The 15381-nt window shown below is 70.7% G+C and carries 17 protein-coding genes; 1 reads left to right on the top strand and 16 read right to left on the bottom strand.

Annotation, left to right across the window (positions count from 1 at the left end; translation table 11 throughout):
- Positions 1 to 97: 97 nt before the first annotated feature.
- The 3 genes from ACWEPF_RS19950 to glmS form a co-directional block, all read right to left on the bottom strand.
- The gene (locus tag ACWEPF_RS19950) at positions 98 to 1573 is read right to left on the bottom strand and encodes an NAD(P)H-hydrate dehydratase (RefSeq protein WP_452173609.1); all 1476 of its coding nucleotides are present in this window, start codon (positions 1571 to 1573) and stop codon (positions 98 to 100) included.
- Positions 1574 to 1584: 11 nt separating this feature from the next.
- Positions 1585 to 1953 (bottom strand): holo-ACP synthase, encoded by a 369-nt coding sequence (locus tag ACWEPF_RS19945; RefSeq protein ID WP_345286185.1) that lies wholly within the window; start codon positions 1951 to 1953, stop codon positions 1585 to 1587.
- Between the two features lie 73 nt (positions 1954 to 2026).
- Positions 2027 to 3883: a glutamine--fructose-6-phosphate transaminase (isomerizing) gene (glmS, locus tag ACWEPF_RS19940; RefSeq protein WP_452173608.1), complete on the bottom strand. Its 1857-nt coding sequence runs from the start codon at positions 3881 to 3883 to the stop codon at positions 2027 to 2029.
- Positions 3884 to 3971: 88 nt separating this feature from the next.
- Between glmS and coaA the strand changes: the two genes are divergently transcribed.
- The gene (coaA, locus tag ACWEPF_RS19935) at positions 3972 to 4964 is read left to right on the top strand and encodes a type I pantothenate kinase (RefSeq protein WP_396296766.1); all 993 of its coding nucleotides are present in this window, start codon (positions 3972 to 3974) and stop codon (positions 4962 to 4964) included.
- 74 nt (positions 4965 to 5038) lie between these two features.
- On the opposite strand, the gene glmM is transcribed toward coaA, so the two are convergent.
- The 13 genes from glmM to map all read right to left on the bottom strand — a co-directional run bounded on the left by glmM (position 5039) and on the right by map (position 15326).
- On the bottom strand, positions 5039 to 6406 hold the full coding sequence (gene glmM / locus ACWEPF_RS19930) for a phosphoglucosamine mutase (RefSeq protein WP_452173607.1): 1368 nt from the start codon (positions 6404 to 6406) through the stop codon (positions 5039 to 5041).
- Between the two features lie 187 nt (positions 6407 to 6593).
- Complete coding sequence (gene rpsI / locus ACWEPF_RS19925; protein ID WP_345286189.1) at positions 6594 to 7100, bottom strand: 30S ribosomal protein S9; 507 nt, start codon at positions 7098 to 7100, stop codon at positions 6594 to 6596.
- A gap of 43 nt (positions 7101 to 7143) precedes the next feature.
- Positions 7144 to 7587, bottom strand: coding sequence for a 50S ribosomal protein L13 (gene rplM, locus ACWEPF_RS19920; RefSeq protein WP_345286191.1), 444 nt, complete (start codon positions 7585 to 7587; stop codon positions 7144 to 7146).
- A 216-nt stretch (positions 7588 to 7803) separates the two neighbouring features.
- Positions 7804 to 9468: an ABC-F family ATP-binding cassette domain-containing protein gene (locus ACWEPF_RS19915; RefSeq protein WP_345286193.1), complete on the bottom strand. Its 1665-nt coding sequence runs from the start codon at positions 9466 to 9468 to the stop codon at positions 7804 to 7806.
- A 191-nt stretch (positions 9469 to 9659) separates the two neighbouring features.
- Positions 9660 to 10556 carry a tRNA pseudouridine(38-40) synthase TruA gene (gene truA, locus ACWEPF_RS19910; protein ID WP_452173606.1) on the bottom strand — a complete coding sequence of 299 codons (897 nt, stop codon included), beginning with the start codon at positions 10554 to 10556 and terminating at the stop codon, positions 9660 to 9662.
- A 74-nt stretch (positions 10557 to 10630) separates the two neighbouring features.
- Positions 10631 to 11119, bottom strand: a complete 489-nt coding sequence (gene rplQ / locus ACWEPF_RS19905; RefSeq protein ID WP_345286197.1) for a 50S ribosomal protein L17 — start codon at positions 11117 to 11119, stop codon at positions 10631 to 10633.
- A 123-nt stretch (positions 11120 to 11242) separates the two neighbouring features.
- The gene (locus ACWEPF_RS19900; protein WP_030232516.1) at positions 11243 to 12265 is read right to left on the bottom strand and encodes a DNA-directed RNA polymerase subunit alpha; all 1023 of its coding nucleotides are present in this window, start codon (positions 12263 to 12265) and stop codon (positions 11243 to 11245) included.
- A gap of 128 nt (positions 12266 to 12393) precedes the next feature.
- A complete protein-coding gene (gene rpsK, locus ACWEPF_RS19895; protein ID WP_345286200.1) occupies positions 12394 to 12801 on the bottom strand; it encodes a 30S ribosomal protein S11 in 408 nt (135 codons plus the stop codon).
- Positions 12802 to 12873: 72 nt separating this feature from the next.
- Positions 12874 to 13254 carry a 30S ribosomal protein S13 gene (rpsM, locus tag ACWEPF_RS19890; protein WP_345286202.1) on the bottom strand — a complete coding sequence of 127 codons (381 nt, stop codon included), beginning with the start codon at positions 13252 to 13254 and terminating at the stop codon, positions 12874 to 12876.
- Positions 13255 to 13438: 184 nt separating this feature from the next.
- On the bottom strand, positions 13439 to 13552 hold the full coding sequence (gene rpmJ, locus ACWEPF_RS19885) for a 50S ribosomal protein L36 (RefSeq protein WP_003956441.1): 114 nt from the start codon (positions 13550 to 13552) through the stop codon (positions 13439 to 13441).
- A gap of 38 nt (positions 13553 to 13590) precedes the next feature.
- Positions 13591 to 13812, bottom strand: coding sequence for a translation initiation factor IF-1 (infA, locus tag ACWEPF_RS19880; RefSeq protein ID WP_003956442.1), 222 nt, complete (start codon positions 13810 to 13812; stop codon positions 13591 to 13593).
- A 161-nt stretch (positions 13813 to 13973) separates the two neighbouring features.
- Positions 13974 to 14396, bottom strand: a complete 423-nt coding sequence (mscL, locus tag ACWEPF_RS19875) for a large conductance mechanosensitive channel protein MscL (protein WP_452173605.1) — start codon at positions 14394 to 14396, stop codon at positions 13974 to 13976.
- A gap of 93 nt (positions 14397 to 14489) precedes the next feature.
- The gene (map, locus tag ACWEPF_RS19870; protein WP_452173604.1) at positions 14490 to 15326 is read right to left on the bottom strand and encodes a type I methionyl aminopeptidase; all 837 of its coding nucleotides are present in this window, start codon (positions 15324 to 15326) and stop codon (positions 14490 to 14492) included.
- Positions 15327 to 15381 lie beyond the last annotated feature (55 nt).

The raw sequence follows: 15381 nt of genomic DNA, 5'->3' as shown, positions 1-15381 counted from the left end.
AGTCTCCCAGACGGCTCCGGCCCCCCTGTGCATACGCCTCTGCGACGCGGCGGGTGGAACGTTCGGTTCCGCGTGCAACTGGCTCGTGCGCCCCGATCTAGAGGTCTGTACCTCCGAATCGCGCCCCGCGGCGGAGCCGCACATCAGCAGAGCCTCGCGCCCCCGGACGGATCACCAATTCCCCGGCTACCTCTGTCGCTGTGATCGGTGTGCCTTGTGCAGCCGCCCTCCTGCCCGCCAACCCGTGCCGGTACGCCGCGACCGAGGCCGCGTCGAAGGGGCTCAGGCCGGCCGCCATGAGGGAGCCGAGCAGGCCGGCCAGCACGTCGCCGCTGCCCGCCGTGGCGAGCCAGGAGGTGCCGGTGGGGTTGACCCGGGCTCGGCCGTCCGGGGTGGCGACCACCGTCGTCGAGCCCTTCAGCAGGACCACCGCGCCGTACCGCTCCGCCAGCCGCCGGGCGGTGCGCAGCCGGGTGGCCGCCAGGTCCGCGGCTGCGGGCGGCTCCCCGCCCGCCGCCAGCAGCCGGGCCGCCTCCCCGGTGTGCGGGGTGAGCACCAGCGGCGGGCCGTCCTGCGGGCCGCGCCGGGCCAGCTCGGTGAGGCCGTCCGCGTCGACCACCACCGGCACGGTGCCCGCCAGGGCCTGGTCCAGCCGCTCCCCCGCCCCCGCGCCGCCGCCGGGCCCGACCACCCAGGCCTGCACCCGCCCGGCCGCGGCCAGCGTCCCCTCGGACACCAGCACCTCCGGGAAGCGCCGCACCACCTCGGCCGCCGCCGAGCCGGCGTACCGCACCGCACCGGCCCCGCCGCGCAGCGCCCCCGCCACCGCCAGCACCGCGGCCCCGGGGTACTGCTCCGAACCGGCGGCCACCCCGACCACGCCCCGCCGGTACTTGTCGCTCTCCGTCCCGGGCACCGGCAGCAGCGCCGCCACGTCCGCCTCCTGAAGCGCCGTCACCCGCGCCTGCGGCAGGTCCAGGCCGATCTCCACCAGGTGCACCACCCCGGCGTACGAGGCGCCCGGGTCGATCAGCAGGCCCGGCTTGTACGTGCCGAAGCAGACCGTCACGTCCGCCCGCAGCGCCGCCCCCGGCACCTCCCCGGTGTCCGCGTCCACCCCGCTCGGCACGTCCACCGCGACCAGCGTCCCGCGCCGCTCGGCGGTCGCCGCCCAGGAGGCCTCGGGGCGCAGCCCGCCCCGGCCGCCGATGCCGACGATCCCGTCCAGCACCAGGTCCGCCCCGGCGTACTCCCCCTGATCCGCCGTCACCACGCCGCCGGCCGCCCGCAACGCCGCCAGTCCGCCGGCGTGCACCCGCTCGGGGCTGAGCAGCAGTGCCCGCACCGAGGCGCCGCGCCGGGCCAGCAGCGCCCCCGCGTACAGCGCGTCCCCGCCGTTGTCCCCGCTGCCCGCGAGCACCAGCACCCGCGCCCCGTACACCCGCCCCAGCAGCCGGGCGCAGACCGCCGCCAGGCCGTACGCGGCCCGCTGCATCAGCGTCCCCTCCGGCAGACGGGCCATCAGCTCCGCCTCCGCCGCCCGGACCTGACCGACCGTGTGAGCGCTGCGCATGCGTCCTCCTGCTACCCCTCGGCGATGACCACCGCCGACGCTACGCCCGCGTCGTGGCTCAGCGACACGTGCCACGACCGCACCCCGAGCTCCGCCGCCCGCGCCGCCACCGTCCCGCGCACCGTCAGCACCGGCCGCCCCGAGGCCTCCGTCGACACCTCGGCGTCCGTCCACCGCAGCCCGCCCGGCGCCCCCAGCGCCTTGGCCAGCGCCTCCTTCGCCGCGAACCGCGCCGCCAGCGAGGCCACCCCCCGCCGCGCCCCGCTCGGCAGCACCAGCTCCCCCTCCGTGAACAGCCGCTCCGCCATCCCGGGCGTCCGCTCCAACGCCGCCCCGAACCGCGCGATCTCCGCCACGTCGATCCCGACCCCGACGATCACCCTCTGCTCCTCTCGACCCGTCCAAGGGTGTCACCCCGCCGGAGCGGGCCGACGGGGTGACACCGGGTCAGGGCTACTCGACGGTGACGGACTTGGCGAGGTTGCGGGGCTGGTCGACCTCGTGGCCCTTGGCCGTGGCCAGCTCGCAGGCGAAGACCTGGAGCGGGACGGTGGCCACCAGCGGCTGGAGCAGGACCGGGGTGGCGGGGATGCGGATCAGGTGGTCCGCGTACGGGGCCACGGCCTCGTCGCCCTCCTCGGCGATCACGATGGTGCGGGCGCCGCGGGCGCGGATCTCCTGGATGTTGGAGACCACCTTGTCGTGCAGCACCGAGCGCCCGCGCGGGGACGGTGCCACCACGACCACCGGCAGGCCCTCCTCGATCAGGGCGATCGGGCCGTGCTTGAGCTCGCCGGCCGCGAAGCCCTCGGCGTGCATGTAGGCCAGCTCCTTGAGCTTCAACGCGCCCTCCAGCGCCACCGGATAGCCCACGTGCCGCCCCAGGAACAGCACCGCCCGGGCGTCCGCCAGCGAACGGGCCAGCTCGCGCACCGGCTCCATGGTCCGCAGTACCTGCTCGACCTGCTTCGGCGCGTCCCGCAGCTCCTCGATGACCGCGAGGATCTCGTCCCCCCACTTGGTGCCGCGCACCTGCCCGAGGTACAGCGCCACCAGGTAGCAGGCGACCAGCTGGGTGAGGAAGGCCTTGGTCGAGGCGACCGCGACCTCCGGCCCGGCGTGGGTGTAGAGCACCGCGTCCGATTCCCGCGGGATGGTGGAGCCGTTGGTGTTGCAGATCGCCAGCACCTTCGCGCCCTGCTCGCGCGCGTGCCGCAGCGCCATCAGGGTGTCCATCGTCTCCCCGGACTGGGAGATCGCGATCACCAGCGTCCGCTCGTCCAGGATCGGGTCCCGGTAGCGGAACTCGCTCGCGACCTCCACCTCGCACGGCACCCGCGTCCAGTGCTCGATCGCGTACTTGGCGATCGCCCCCGCGTGGAAGGCCGTCCCGCAGGCGACGATCACCACCTTCTCCACCGCCCGCAAGTCCGCGTCGTCCAAACGCAGCTCATCGAGCGTCAGCTGCCCGTGGGCGCCGATCCGCCCGAGCAGGGTGTCCGCCACCGCCTTGGGCTGCTCGGCGATCTCCTTCAGCATGAAGTAGTCGTAGCCCCCCTTCTCCGCCGCCGAGGCGTCCCAGTCCACGTGGTACTCCCGCACCACCGCCGGCGCGCCGTCGAAGTCCGTCACCGACACCCCGTCAGAGCGCAGCTCCACCACCTGGTCCTGCCCCAGCTCCACCGCCTCCCGCGTGAACGCGATGAACGCCGCCACGTCCGAGGCCAGGAAGTTCTCCCCCGCACCCCTGCCGACGACGAGCGGAGAGTTCCGCCGCGCCCCCACCACCACACCCGGCTGGTCCGCGTGCACCGCCACCAGCGTGAACGCACCCTCCAACCGCCGGCACACCACCCGCATCGCCTCCGCCAGGTCCCCCGCGAACACCTCCCCCAACAGATGCGCCACCACCTCGGTGTCCGTCTCCGACCTGAGGGTGTGCCCCCGCCCCGCCAACTCCTCCCGCAGCTCGGCGAAGTTCTCGATGATCCCGTTGTGCACCACCGCCACCCGCCCGTGGTCGTCCAGGTGCGGATGCGCGTTCAGGTCCGTCGGACCGCCGTGCGTCGCCCACCGGGTGTGACCGATGCCGACCGTCCCGGCGGGGAGCGGTCGCTCGGCGAGCGCCTTCTCCAGATTGACCAGCTTTCCGGCCCGTTTCTCGGTGGCGAGGGCCCACCGTCCGTCAGGTCGAGGTGTCTGAACCGCCACACCGGCCGAGTCGTAACCGCGGTACTCCAGTCGCCGTAGGCCCTCGACGACCACGTCCATGGCTCCCTGAGAGCCCACATAAGCCACAATTCCGCACATAAGGTCAGCATATGCGTGCCCCCCGTGACCGGCCCTCCGCCGCTCGTGACCGACACCACAGCACCCGCCCGCCCCGGAACGGCCCACAATGGAGCACGTGCTGACCGAACTCTGTACGAGGGGCGCTCCCGCGACGCCCACCCCCTCCCCGTACGTGGATCTGGACCGGGCCGAGTGGAGCGCCCTGCGCGAGCGCACCCCGCTGCCGCTGACGGCCGAAGAGGTCGAGCAGCTCCGAGGCCTGGGCACCGCACTCGACCTGGACGAGGTCCGGGACGTCTACCTGCCGCTGTCCCGGTTGCTGAACCTCTACATCCACGCCACCCACGAGCTGCGCGGCGCCGTCGGTACCTTCCTGGACACCCCGGACACCGAGCGCACCCGCACCCCGTTCGTGATCGGCGTGGCCGGCTCGGTCGCGGTCGGGAAGTCCACCACCGCCCGCCTCCTCCAGGCCCTGCTGGCCCGCTGGCCCGAACACCCCCGGGTCGAGCTGGTCACCACCGACGGCTTCCTGCTCCCCAACGAGGAGCTCCGCCGCCGGGGCCTGATGGCCCGCAAGGGCTTCCCCGAGTCCTACGACCGCCGGGCCCTGATGCGCTTCGTGGCGGACGTGAAGGCCGGCAAGGACCGGGTCACCGCCCCGGTCTACTCGCACCTGGTCTACGACATCGTGCCGGACGAGCGCCTCACCGTGGAGCGCCCCGACATCCTGATCGTCGAGGGCCTCAACGTGCTCCAGCCGGCCCTGCCCGGCACCGACGGCCGCACCCGCCTCGCGGTGGCCGACTACTTCGACTTCTCCATCTACGTGGACGCCCGCACCGACGACATCGAGCGCTGGTACCTGTCCCGCTTCAAGAAGCTCCGGGACACCGCCTTCCAGGACCCGAACTCCTACTTCCGCCGCTTCACCGAGGTCCCGGAGGAGGAGGCGATGGAGTACGGCCGCCAGGTCTGGCGCACCATCAACAAGCCCAACCTGCTGGAGAACGTCCTCCCCACCCGCGGCCGGGCCACCCTGGTCCTCCAGAAGGGCGCCGACCACAAGGTCCGCCGCGCCCTGCTCCGCAAGCTCTGAGCCGCGCCGGCCCCTGAAACGCCCTCAGGCCCCCACCAGAGGTGGGGGCCTGAGTACTGCTCAGCTCCGGGCACTCAGCCCAGGTGCGTCCGCACGGCCTCGGCCAGCCGCTCCGCGACGGCCTTGGACTGCACCTCGTCGGCCGCCTCCACCATCACCCGCACCAGCGGCTCGGTGCCCGAGGGGCGCAGCAGCACCCGCCCGGTGGCGCCCAGCTCGGCCTCGGCGGCCGCGACGGCGGCGATCAGCTCGGCGCTGGTCGACACCCGGCTCTTGTCCACGCCCTTGACGTTGATCAGCACCTGCGGCAGGCGGGTCATCACGGCGGCCAGGTCGGCCAGCGGCTGCTTGGTGGCGGCCACCCGGGCACCGAGCATCAGGCCGGTGAGGGTGCCGTCGCCGGTGGTGGCGTGGTCCAGCAGGATCACGTGGCCGGACTGCTCGCCGCCCAGCGCGAAGCCGTGCTTCTTCATCTCCTCCAGCACGTAGCGGTCGCCGACGGCGGTCTGCACCAGCTCGACGCCCTCGCGCTCCATCGCCAGCTTGAAGCCCAGGTTGGACATCACGGTGGCCACCGCGGTGTTGCGGCGCAGGGTGCCGGCCTCCTTCATGGCCACGGCGAGGATCGCGATGATCTGGTCGCCGTCCACCTCGTTGCCGTCCGCGTCGGCGGCCAGGCAGCGGTCGGCGTCGCCGTCCAGGGCGATGCCCAGGTCGGCCCTGTGCTCCTTCATCGCCACCCGCAGCTTGTCCAGGTGGGTGGAGCCGACGCCGTCGTTGATGTTGAGCCCGTCCGGCTCGGCGCCGAGCGTGTAGACCACCTCGGCACCGGCCCGGGCGAAGGCCTCGGGGGCGACCCGGGCGGCGGCGCCGTGGGCGCCGTCGATGACCACCCTCACGCCGTCCAGGCGGTTGGGCAGCACGGCGACCAGGTGGGCCACGTACCGGTCGAAGCCCTCGGTGTACTGGCGGACCCGGCCGACGGCCGCGCCGGTCGGGCGCTTCCAGTTCTCGTCCGTGCCGACCCCGTAGCGGTGGTAGTGCGCCTCGATGGCGTCCTCGATGGCGTCGTCCAGCTTGTGGCCGCCGCGGGCGAGGAACTTGATGCCGTTGTCGGGCATCGCGTTGTGGCTGGCCGACAGCATCACGCCGAAGTCGGCCCCGAGCGCACCGGTGAGGTACGCCACGGCGGGGGTCGGCAGCACGCCGACCCGCAGCACGTCCACGCCGGCGCTGGCCAGCCCGGCGATCACCGCCGCCTCCAGGAACTCCCCGGACGCCCTCGGGTCGCGGCCCACGACCGCCACCGGGCGGTGGCCGGCGAAGGCCCCCGCATCACCGAGCACGTGCGCGGCCGCCACCGAGAGGCCGAGTGCCAGTTCGGCGGTCAGGCCCTCGTTGGCCACACCGCGCACGCCGTCCGTACCGAAGAGTCGTCCCACGTTTTCCGTCCTTCGTCACCGTTGCACCGGAATTCTGACAGGCAGAATCTCTCGCGTTCACCAGCCCCCGCACAGGCGCTCGAACGCGGAAAGCACGACGCCCCGGAGCACACGGGGTGCTCCGGGGCGTACAAGCACACCCCGGGGGTGCGGACCATCGAAACGGTACGCCCCCCGGCGGGGATGCTTAGCGCTTGCTGTACTGCGGCGCCTTGCGGGCCTTCTTGAGACCGGCCTTCTTGCGCTCGACGGCGCGGGCGTCACGGGTCAGGAAGCCGGCCTTCTTGAGGGCGCCGCGGTTGTTGTCCACGTCGGCCTCGTTCAGGGCGCGGGCCACGCCGAGGCGCAGCGCGTAGGCCTGACCCGAGACACCGCCACCCGCGATGCGGGCGACGACGTCGTAACGGCCATCGAGCTCGAGGAGCTTGAAGGGCTCGTTCACGGTCTGCTGGTGCACCTTGTTGGGGAAGTAGTTCTCCAGGGTGCGACCGTTGATCTTCCACTTGCCGGTGCCCGGGACGATCCGGACGCGGGCAATGGCCTCCTTGCGACGGCCGAGGCCGGCGCCGGGGATGGCCTCGCCGAAGCGGCCGGCCAGGGACTCGGAGGTGTAGGTCTCCTCCGAGGTGTAGTCGCCCTCGACGTTCTCGTCGAAGTCGACCTCAAGGGTGCTCTCGATGGCAGTCTCGGCCACGATGTTCCTCAGCTTTTCAGTGATGGGGGCTTGGTGGCCGGAATTACTGCGCGACCTGGGTGATCTCGAACGGCACCGGCTGCTGGGCAGCGTGCGGGTGCTGGTCGCCCGAGTAGACCTTCAGCTTCGAGAGCATCTGACGGCCCAGGCTGTTCTTGGGGATCATGCCCTTGATGGCCTTCTCGACGGCCTTCTCCGGGTTGTTCGCCAGGAGGTCGTCGTAGCGGACCGCGCGGAGACCGCCCGGGAAACCGCTGTGGCGGTACGCCATCTTCTGGGTCTTCTTGTTACCCGACAGGTGCACCTTGTCCGCGTTGATGATGATGACGAAGTCACCCGTGTCAACGTGCGGCGCGTAGATCGCCTTGTGCTTGCCCCGGAGGAGGTTGGCGGCCTGGGAGGCCAGGCGGCCGAGCACAACGTCTTGCGCGTCGATGACGTGCCACTGACGCTGGACGTCGCCGGGCTTGGGGCTGTACGTACGCACGGTCGTAGCCTCTGCTTTTCAGTGAGTGAGTCCTGACAGGAGCACCTGGGCGGGGGATCAGCCCGGTTCCACTTGGACGCAATTCAAGGGGAAGCCGCTGGTCATCGGCCTTGGTGTCTCCGGCGTACCGACCTCTCACGTGAGATGGAGCGAGCCAATACGCACAACAAGGGCCCAGCCTACCGGCAGGGTCCGTACGGGTCAAAAACGCTCGGCCTAGCGGTCCCGCTGCACGCGGGTCTCGTCCCAGACCGGCTCCTTGGACTCGTAGACCCGGCCGTCGGAGCCGAAGACCAGGAAGCGGTCGAAGGTCTTGGCGAACCAGCGGTCGTGGGTCACGCACAGCACGGTGCCCTCGAAGGCCTCCAGGCCCTGCTGGAGCGCCTCGGCGCTCTCCAGGTCCAGGTTGTCCGTCGGCTCGTCCAGCAGCAGCGCGGTGACGCCGTCCAGCTCCAGCTTCAGGATCATCAACCGGGCCTGCTGGCCACCGGAGAGCGACTCGAACTTCTGCTCCTCCTGGCGGTCCAGCTCGTACCGGCGCAGCGCCCCCATCGCGGCGCCGCGGCTGAGCGCGTGCTCCTCCTCGATGATCGACCTGACGGTCCGTCCGAGCAGCTCCGGATGGGCGTGGGTCTGCCGGAAGTGCCCCGGCACCACCCGGGCGCCGAGCTTGAACGAGCCGGAGTGCTTCACCGTCTCGTCGCCGGCCAGCAGGCGCAGGAAGTGCGACTTGCCGGAGCCGTTGGAGCCCAGCACGCCGACCCGCTCGCCGTAGAAGACCTCCAGGTCGAAGGGCTTCATCAGACCGGTGAGCTCCAGCTGCTCGATGGTGAGCGAACGCACACCGGTGCGGCCGCCCTTGAGCCGCATGGTGATGTTCTGCTCGCGCGGCGGCTCCTCCGGCCGGCCCGCCTCCTCGAACTTCTTCAGCCGGGTCTGCGCCGCCGCGTACCGGGTGGCCAGCGCATGGCTGACGGAGGCGGCCTGACGGAGGTTCACCACCAGCTTCTTCAGCTTGGCGTGCTCCTCGTCCCAGCGCCGGCCCAGCTCCTCGAAGCGCTCGAAGCGCTCCTTGCGGGCCTCGTGGAACGAGTCGAAGCCCCCGCCGTGCACCCAGACCGAGCTGCCGCCGCCACCGAAGCCGGTCTCGACGCTGATGATCTTGTCGGCCGAGCGGGAGAGCAGCTCGCGGTCGTGCGAGATGAAGAGGACGGTCTTCGGGGTGGCCTTGATGGCCTCCTCCAGCCAGCGCTTGCCCGGCACGTCCAGGTAGTTGTCCGGCTCGTCCAGCAGCAGCACCTCCTCGGGGCCGCGCAGCAGCGCCTCCAGCACCAGGCGCTTCTGCTCACCGCCGGAGAGGGTGTTCAGCCCGCGGAACTGCGCCCGGTCGAAGGGCATGCCCAGCGCGGCGGTGGTACAGACGTCCCAGACCGTCTCGTAGTCGTACCCGTCGGCGTCGGCCCAGTCCGAGAGCGCCTGCGCGTACGCCATCTGCGACTTCTCGTCGTCCTGCGCCATCATCGCCAGCTCGGCGGCGTCCACCGCCTTGGCCGCGACGGCGATCCGCGGCGGCGCCACCGACACCAGCAGGTCCCGCACCGAGGCGTCGGCGGGCAGCGCCCCCGGCGTCTCCCGCTGGTCCTCCCGCCCGGTGGTCCCGACGAACTGGCGCATCACGCCCAGCCCGCCGCTCACCGTCACCGAGCCGCCGTGCGGCTGGGTGTCCCCCGCGATCATGCGCAGCAGCGTGGTCTTCCCGGCCCCGTTCGCGCCCACCAGCGCCACCGCGGAGCCCTCGCCGACCCGGAAGGACGCGTCGTCGAACAGCACCCGCCCGTCCGGCAGGTAGTACTCCAGGTGCGAAATCTCGACGTGTCCCATGCCGAGGATTGTGCCAAGCCCGCACCTATGCGCCCAAACGGATTTGGCCACGCCTCTGGGCCGAAGGCCCCAGGGGCGCGAGGAACTGCGCGAGTACGGAAGGCGGACCAGCGTGAGATCGGGGCACGTCAGCCAGTTGCAGCACATGCCGTTCCCCAGCGCGCAGTTCCTCGCGCCCCCGGGGTGGCCACTTACGTCCCCGGGAGCGTCCGCATCCGCCGCGCGAGCCGGTTCCGCTCCGCGAGCTGGTCGTCGGCCGGGTAGCCGACCTCCTCCAGCGTCAGCCCGTACGGCCGGACCACGTTCACGGCCGAGTTCCGGACCCGTCCGGCCAGCACCTGCCCCGGGAAGTCCACCGGCCGGTGCCCGTCGCCGACCAGCAGCATCGCCCCGACCAACGACCGCACCATGTTGTGGCAGAAGGCGTCCGCCCGCACCGTCGCCACCGCCAGCGACCCCTCCTGCGAGGCGTAGGAGTCCACCGGCACCCGGTCCCACCGCAGCTCCAGCAGCGTCCGGATGGTCGTCGCACCCTCCCGCTTCTTGCAGTAGGCCGCGAAGTCGTGCTCCCCCAGCAGCAGCCGCGCCGCCTCGTTCATCCTCTCCACGTCCAGCGGCCGGTCGTGCCACAGCACGTGCCCCCGCAGCAGCGGGTCCACCCCGCCCGGGTGGTCGGCGACCCGGTACGCGTACCGCCGCCAGACGGCCGCGAACCGCGCGTCGAAGCCCGACGGCGCCTCCGACACCCGGTAGATCCGCACGTCGCCCGGCAGCCGCCCGGCGAGCCGCCGCAGCAGCTTCTCGCCGTGCTCGGCCCACAGCTCCGCCGGCAGGTCCACGTGCGCGACCTGGCCCCGGGCGTGCACCCCGGCGTCGGTCCGGCCGGCCACCGTGAGCGGGAAGAGCTCCTGACTGCGCGTCACGATCTGCAGCGCGCTCTCGATCTCCTCCTGCACGGTGCGCCGGCCCCGCTGCCGCGCCCACCCCGAGAACTCGGCGCCCTGGTACGCCAGGTCGAGCCGGATCCGCACGTGCCCGTCCGCCGGGCCGTCCTTGACCGGGGGCTGCTCGGCGCAGTCGTTCACCACGTAAGTACTCCTAGAAAGGGAACGGGCCCGCCCCCCGGTGAAGGGAGCGGGCCCGGACGTCACCTGAGAAGGTGTCAGGCCTTGTCGGCCTCGACCTCGGTGGCCTCGGTCTCCTCGACCGCGGTCTCCTCGGCCTTGGCGTCGGCCTCCTTGACGGCACGCTTGGTGGCCGCCTCGGCCTCGCCGACGGCGGTCTGCGCGACGGTGAGGGCCTCGACCAGCTCGATCACGGCCATCGGCGCGTTGTCACCACGACGACCACCGATCTTGGTGATGCGGGTGTAACCACCGGGGCGGTTCTCGTAGCGGGGGGCGATCTCGGTGAAGAGGGTGTGCAGCACCGACACGTCGGTGATCGTCTTGCGGACGATGCGACGGTTGTGGATGTCGCCCTTCTTCGCCTTGGTGATCAGCTTCTCGGCCAGCGGGCGCATCCGACGGGCCTTGGCCTCGGTCGTGGTGATGCGGCCGTACTGGAACAGCTCCCGGCACAGACCGGCGAGCAGCAGCGGCTCGTGGTGCGGGCCGCCGCCGAGGCGGGCACCCTTCGTGGGACGCGGCATGCGTAACTCCTTGAATCACCGTCACCGGCCGTATCAGGTACCGGAACGGGCGTACGGGCACTGTGCCCGTACGGCTTTCATGAAGCGGAGCGGCCCGGTTGGGGCCGCCCCGCCACAAATCTCTTAGTACTGCTCGGTCTCCGCGTAACCCGCGTCGTCCAGGTCGTCGGCGCCGAAGGCGTCGGCGGCGGCGGTCGGGTCGAACCCGGGCGGGCTGTCCTTGAGCGCCAGGCCCATGCCGGCCAGCTTCGCCTTGACCTCGTCGATCGACTTCGCACCGAAGTTGCGGATGTCGAGCAGGTCGGCCTCGGAGCGGGCGACGAGCTCACCCACGGTGTGGATGCCCTCGCGCTTGAGGCAGTTGTACGACCGAACGGTGAGCTCGAGCTCCTCGATCGGCAGCGCCAGGTCGGCGGCCAGGGCGGCGTCCGTCGGGGACGGGCCCATGTCGATGCCCTCGGCGTCGATGTTCAGCTCGCGGGCGAGACCGAACAGCTCCACCAGGGTCTTGCCGGCCGAGGCCATGGCGTCACGGGGGCGCATGGCGGGCTTGGTCTCGACGTCGACGATGAGCTTGTCGAAGTCGGTCCGCTGCTCGACACGGGTGGCCTCGACCTTGTAGGTGACCTTCAGCACGGGGCTGTAGATCGAGTCGACCGGGATGCGGCCGATCTCCTGGCCGGAAGCCTTGTTCTGCACGGCGGAGACGTAGCCGCGACCGCGCTCGACGGTCAGCTCCATCTCCAGCTTGCCCTTGCCGTTCAGGGTGGCGAGGACCAGCTCGGGGTTGTGCACCTCGACACCGGCCGGGGGCGCGATGTCGGCGGCGGTGACCACACCCGGACCCTGCTTGCGCAGGTACATCACGACCGGCTCGTCGTGCTCCGAGGAGACGACCAGCTGCTTGATGTTCAGGATGAGGTCGGTGACGTCCTCCTTGACGCCCGGCACGGTGGTGAACTCGTGCAGGACACCGTCGACCCGGATGCTGGTGACAGCGGCGCCGGGGATCGAGGAGAGGAGCGTGCGGCGGAGAGAGTTGCCGAGGGTGTAGCCGAAGCCCGGCTCCAGCGGCTCGATCACGAACCGCGAGCGGAACTCGTCGACGACCTCTTCGGTCAGCGAGGGACGCTGAGCGATCAGCATGTTTTCAGATCCTCCAGTTGGACTCGGCACCCACTATTTGATGCCGAACAGAACCAGCGTACGGGGTCCGGCCTCAGACCGGACCCCGTACGAGGTTTAAAACACCCAGACTGCCCGAAGGCGCTGCGTCAGACGCGGCGGCGCTTCGGCGGACGGCAGCCGTTGTGCGGGGTGGGGGTGACGTCCTGGATCGAGCCGACCTCGATGCCGGCGGCGGACAGCGAACGGATCGCGGTCTCACGGCCGGAACCCGGGCCCTTGACGAAGACGTCGACCTTGCGCATGCCGTGCTCCATCGCGCGACGGGCAGCGGCCTCGGCGGCCATCTGCGCGGCGAACGGGGTGGACTTGCGCGAGCCCTTGAAGCCGACGTGGCCGGCGGAGGCCCAGGAGATCACGTTGCCCTGCGGGTCGGTGATCGAAACGATGGTGTTGTTGAACGTGCTCTTGATGTGCGCGTGGCCGTGAGCGACGTTCTTCTTTTCCTTGCGGCGGATCTTCTTCGCGCCGGCAGCCTGACGACCCTTGGGGGGCATAAGTCTGTTCTCCTACTGAGGTGGTCGGTCCGCTAACCCGCGGGCCGGAGGGATGTCCGGTTAACGGGCGGACTACTTCTTGCCCGGCTTCTTCTTGCCGGCAATCGCGCGACGCGGGCCCTTGCGGGTACGCGCGTTGGTGTGGGTGCGCTGACCGCGGACCGGGAGGCCACGGCGGTGACGCAGACCCTCGTAGCAGCCGATCTCGACCTTGCGGCGGATGTCGGCGGCAACGGCGCGGCGGAGGTCACCCTCGACCTCGAAGTTCGCGTCGATGTACTGGCTCAGCTTGACCAGGTCGTCCTCGGTGATGTCGCGAACGCGGACATCCGGGTTGACGCCGGTCTCGGCGAGCGCGAGCTGCGCGCGGGTGCGGCCGATGCCGTAGACGTAGGTCAGAGCGATCTCGATCCGCTTCTCACGCGGGAGATCAACGCCTGCGAGGCGTGCCATTCAAGGCTCCTGTGGTTCTTTCAGAGGTCTGACGCGCTACCTACTCCGACACCTCTCGGTGTGGGAGCCCCGGCCTCTGAGCCGAGGGTGGCAGTCCGTCCCCGGAGGGGACGGATCGGGTAGCCCGCGTATGACGTTTTTTCGCGTCGCGCGAAGTACTACGAGAAATGCGGGGTGAGGCTGGTCAGCCCTGGCGCTGCTTGTGGCGCAGGTTGTCGCAGATCACCATGACCCGGCCGTGACGGCGGATCACCTTGCACTTGTCGCAGATCTTCTTGACGCTCGGCTTGACCTTCATGGTTCAGGTTCTCCGGGTCTAGATCTGACAGATGCTTGTTACTTGTACCGGTAGACGATCCGGCCTCGAGTCAGGTCATAAGGGCTGAGCTCCACGACGACCCGGTCGTCCGGGAGGATGCGGATGTAGTGCATCCGCATCTTGCCGCTGATGTGCGCGAGGACCTTGTGACCGTTCTGCAGCTCCACCTTGAACATGGCGTTCGGCAGGGACTCGATCACGGTGCCCTCGATCTCAATGGCGCCTTGCTTCTTTGCCATGAACTACGAGATCCACCTTCCGGGGAACGGCTACCGTATGCGGCACGCTCGTGCGAACCTGGGTTCACCCCCGCCCGAGTGGGTAGAGGGCGTGCAGAAGCACGCTACGAGTGAGCCGACGGTCCATCGTACGCCACGGGCCCAGCCACGCCAAAACCGGCTCAGAGGCTGGTGACGACCAGCGGCTCGACGTGCGCGGTGCAGTGCGCACAGCGGCGGGCCGCCTCGGGGATCTCGCTCAGGCACTCCGGGCACGGGCGCTTCGCGGCCTTCGGCTTCTTCGGCATGTAGCGGGCGGTCGCCTTGGTGACCGGCAGCACCACGCAGAAGTACAGCACCGCGGCGGTCAGCAGGAACGCGATCAGCACGTTCAGGAACTGGCCGTACGGGAAGGTGACCTCCAGCACGGTGAAGCTGTACGAGCGGAAGTCGCCGGCCGCACCGACCACCACGCCGACCAGCGGGGTGAGGAACGCGGCCACGAAGCCGGTCACCACCGCGGTGAAGGCCGAGCCGATGACCACACCGACGGCCATGTCGATCACGTTGCCGCGCATCATGAAGTCGCGGAATCCCTTGAGCACTTGCTCGTCCCCTTCTCAGCGGTTGTCAGCTGCTAAAAATAGGACAAACGGCCTGCAGGACGAAACCTGCAGGCCGTACGTGTGTCGAAGGGCTCAGCCCAGGGGATCCGGAGCCGCCACCACGCCCAGCTTCGCCAGCTCGGCCTTGCCGCCGTCGAAGGCGGTGAGCACCAGCGGGCCCTGCTCGGTGACGGCCACCGAGTGCTCCCAGTGCGAGGCCCAGGTGCCGTCGTTGGTGACGACGGTCCACTCGTCGTCCAGGATCGCGGTGTGCGGGGTGCCGAGCGAGACCATCGGCTCGATCGCCAGCACGGTGCCCGGGATCAGCTTGGGGCCCTTGCCCCGGCCGGCCACGTAGTTCAGCACGTGCGGCTCCATGTGCATCGCGGTGCCGATGCCGTGGCCGCCGTAGCCCTCGGTGATGCCCCACTTGCCCTTGGGCGGGAGCGGCTGGCGGCGGATGAAGCCCTCGATCGCCCGGGAGACGTCGACCAGGCGGTTGCCCTTCTTCATCTGGGCGATGCCGGCCCACATCGAGCCCTCGGTCACCCGGGAGAGCAGCTCGTTCTGCGGGGCGGTCTCCCCCACCGCGACGGTGATCGCCGCATCGCCGTGCCAGCCGTCGACGATCGCGCCGCAGTCGATCGAGATGATGTCGCCCTCCTGGAGGACCCGCTCGCCGGGGATGCCGTGCACGACCTCCTCGTTGACGGAGGCGCAGATCACGCCGGGGAACCACAGACCGCCGTGGTGCGCGCGGAAGTTGGAGGTCGCACCGTGGCCGGTGATCACCTTGTCCGCGATGTCGTTCAGCTCCTGGGTGGTGATCCCCGGGGCCACCGCCTCCCGGCAGGCCTTCAGCGCCTCGGCCACGACCAGCCCGGCCACGCGCATCTTGGCGATCTGCTCGGGGGTCTTGATCTCCACCATCTGGGTTCCACGCCTTCCGTCCGTACTACAGCTACTCACCTACGGTACGACGCGA

The organism is Kitasatospora sp. NPDC004289 (assembly GCF_053602875.1).
This window is presented reverse-complemented; position numbering and strand designations above follow the sequence as displayed.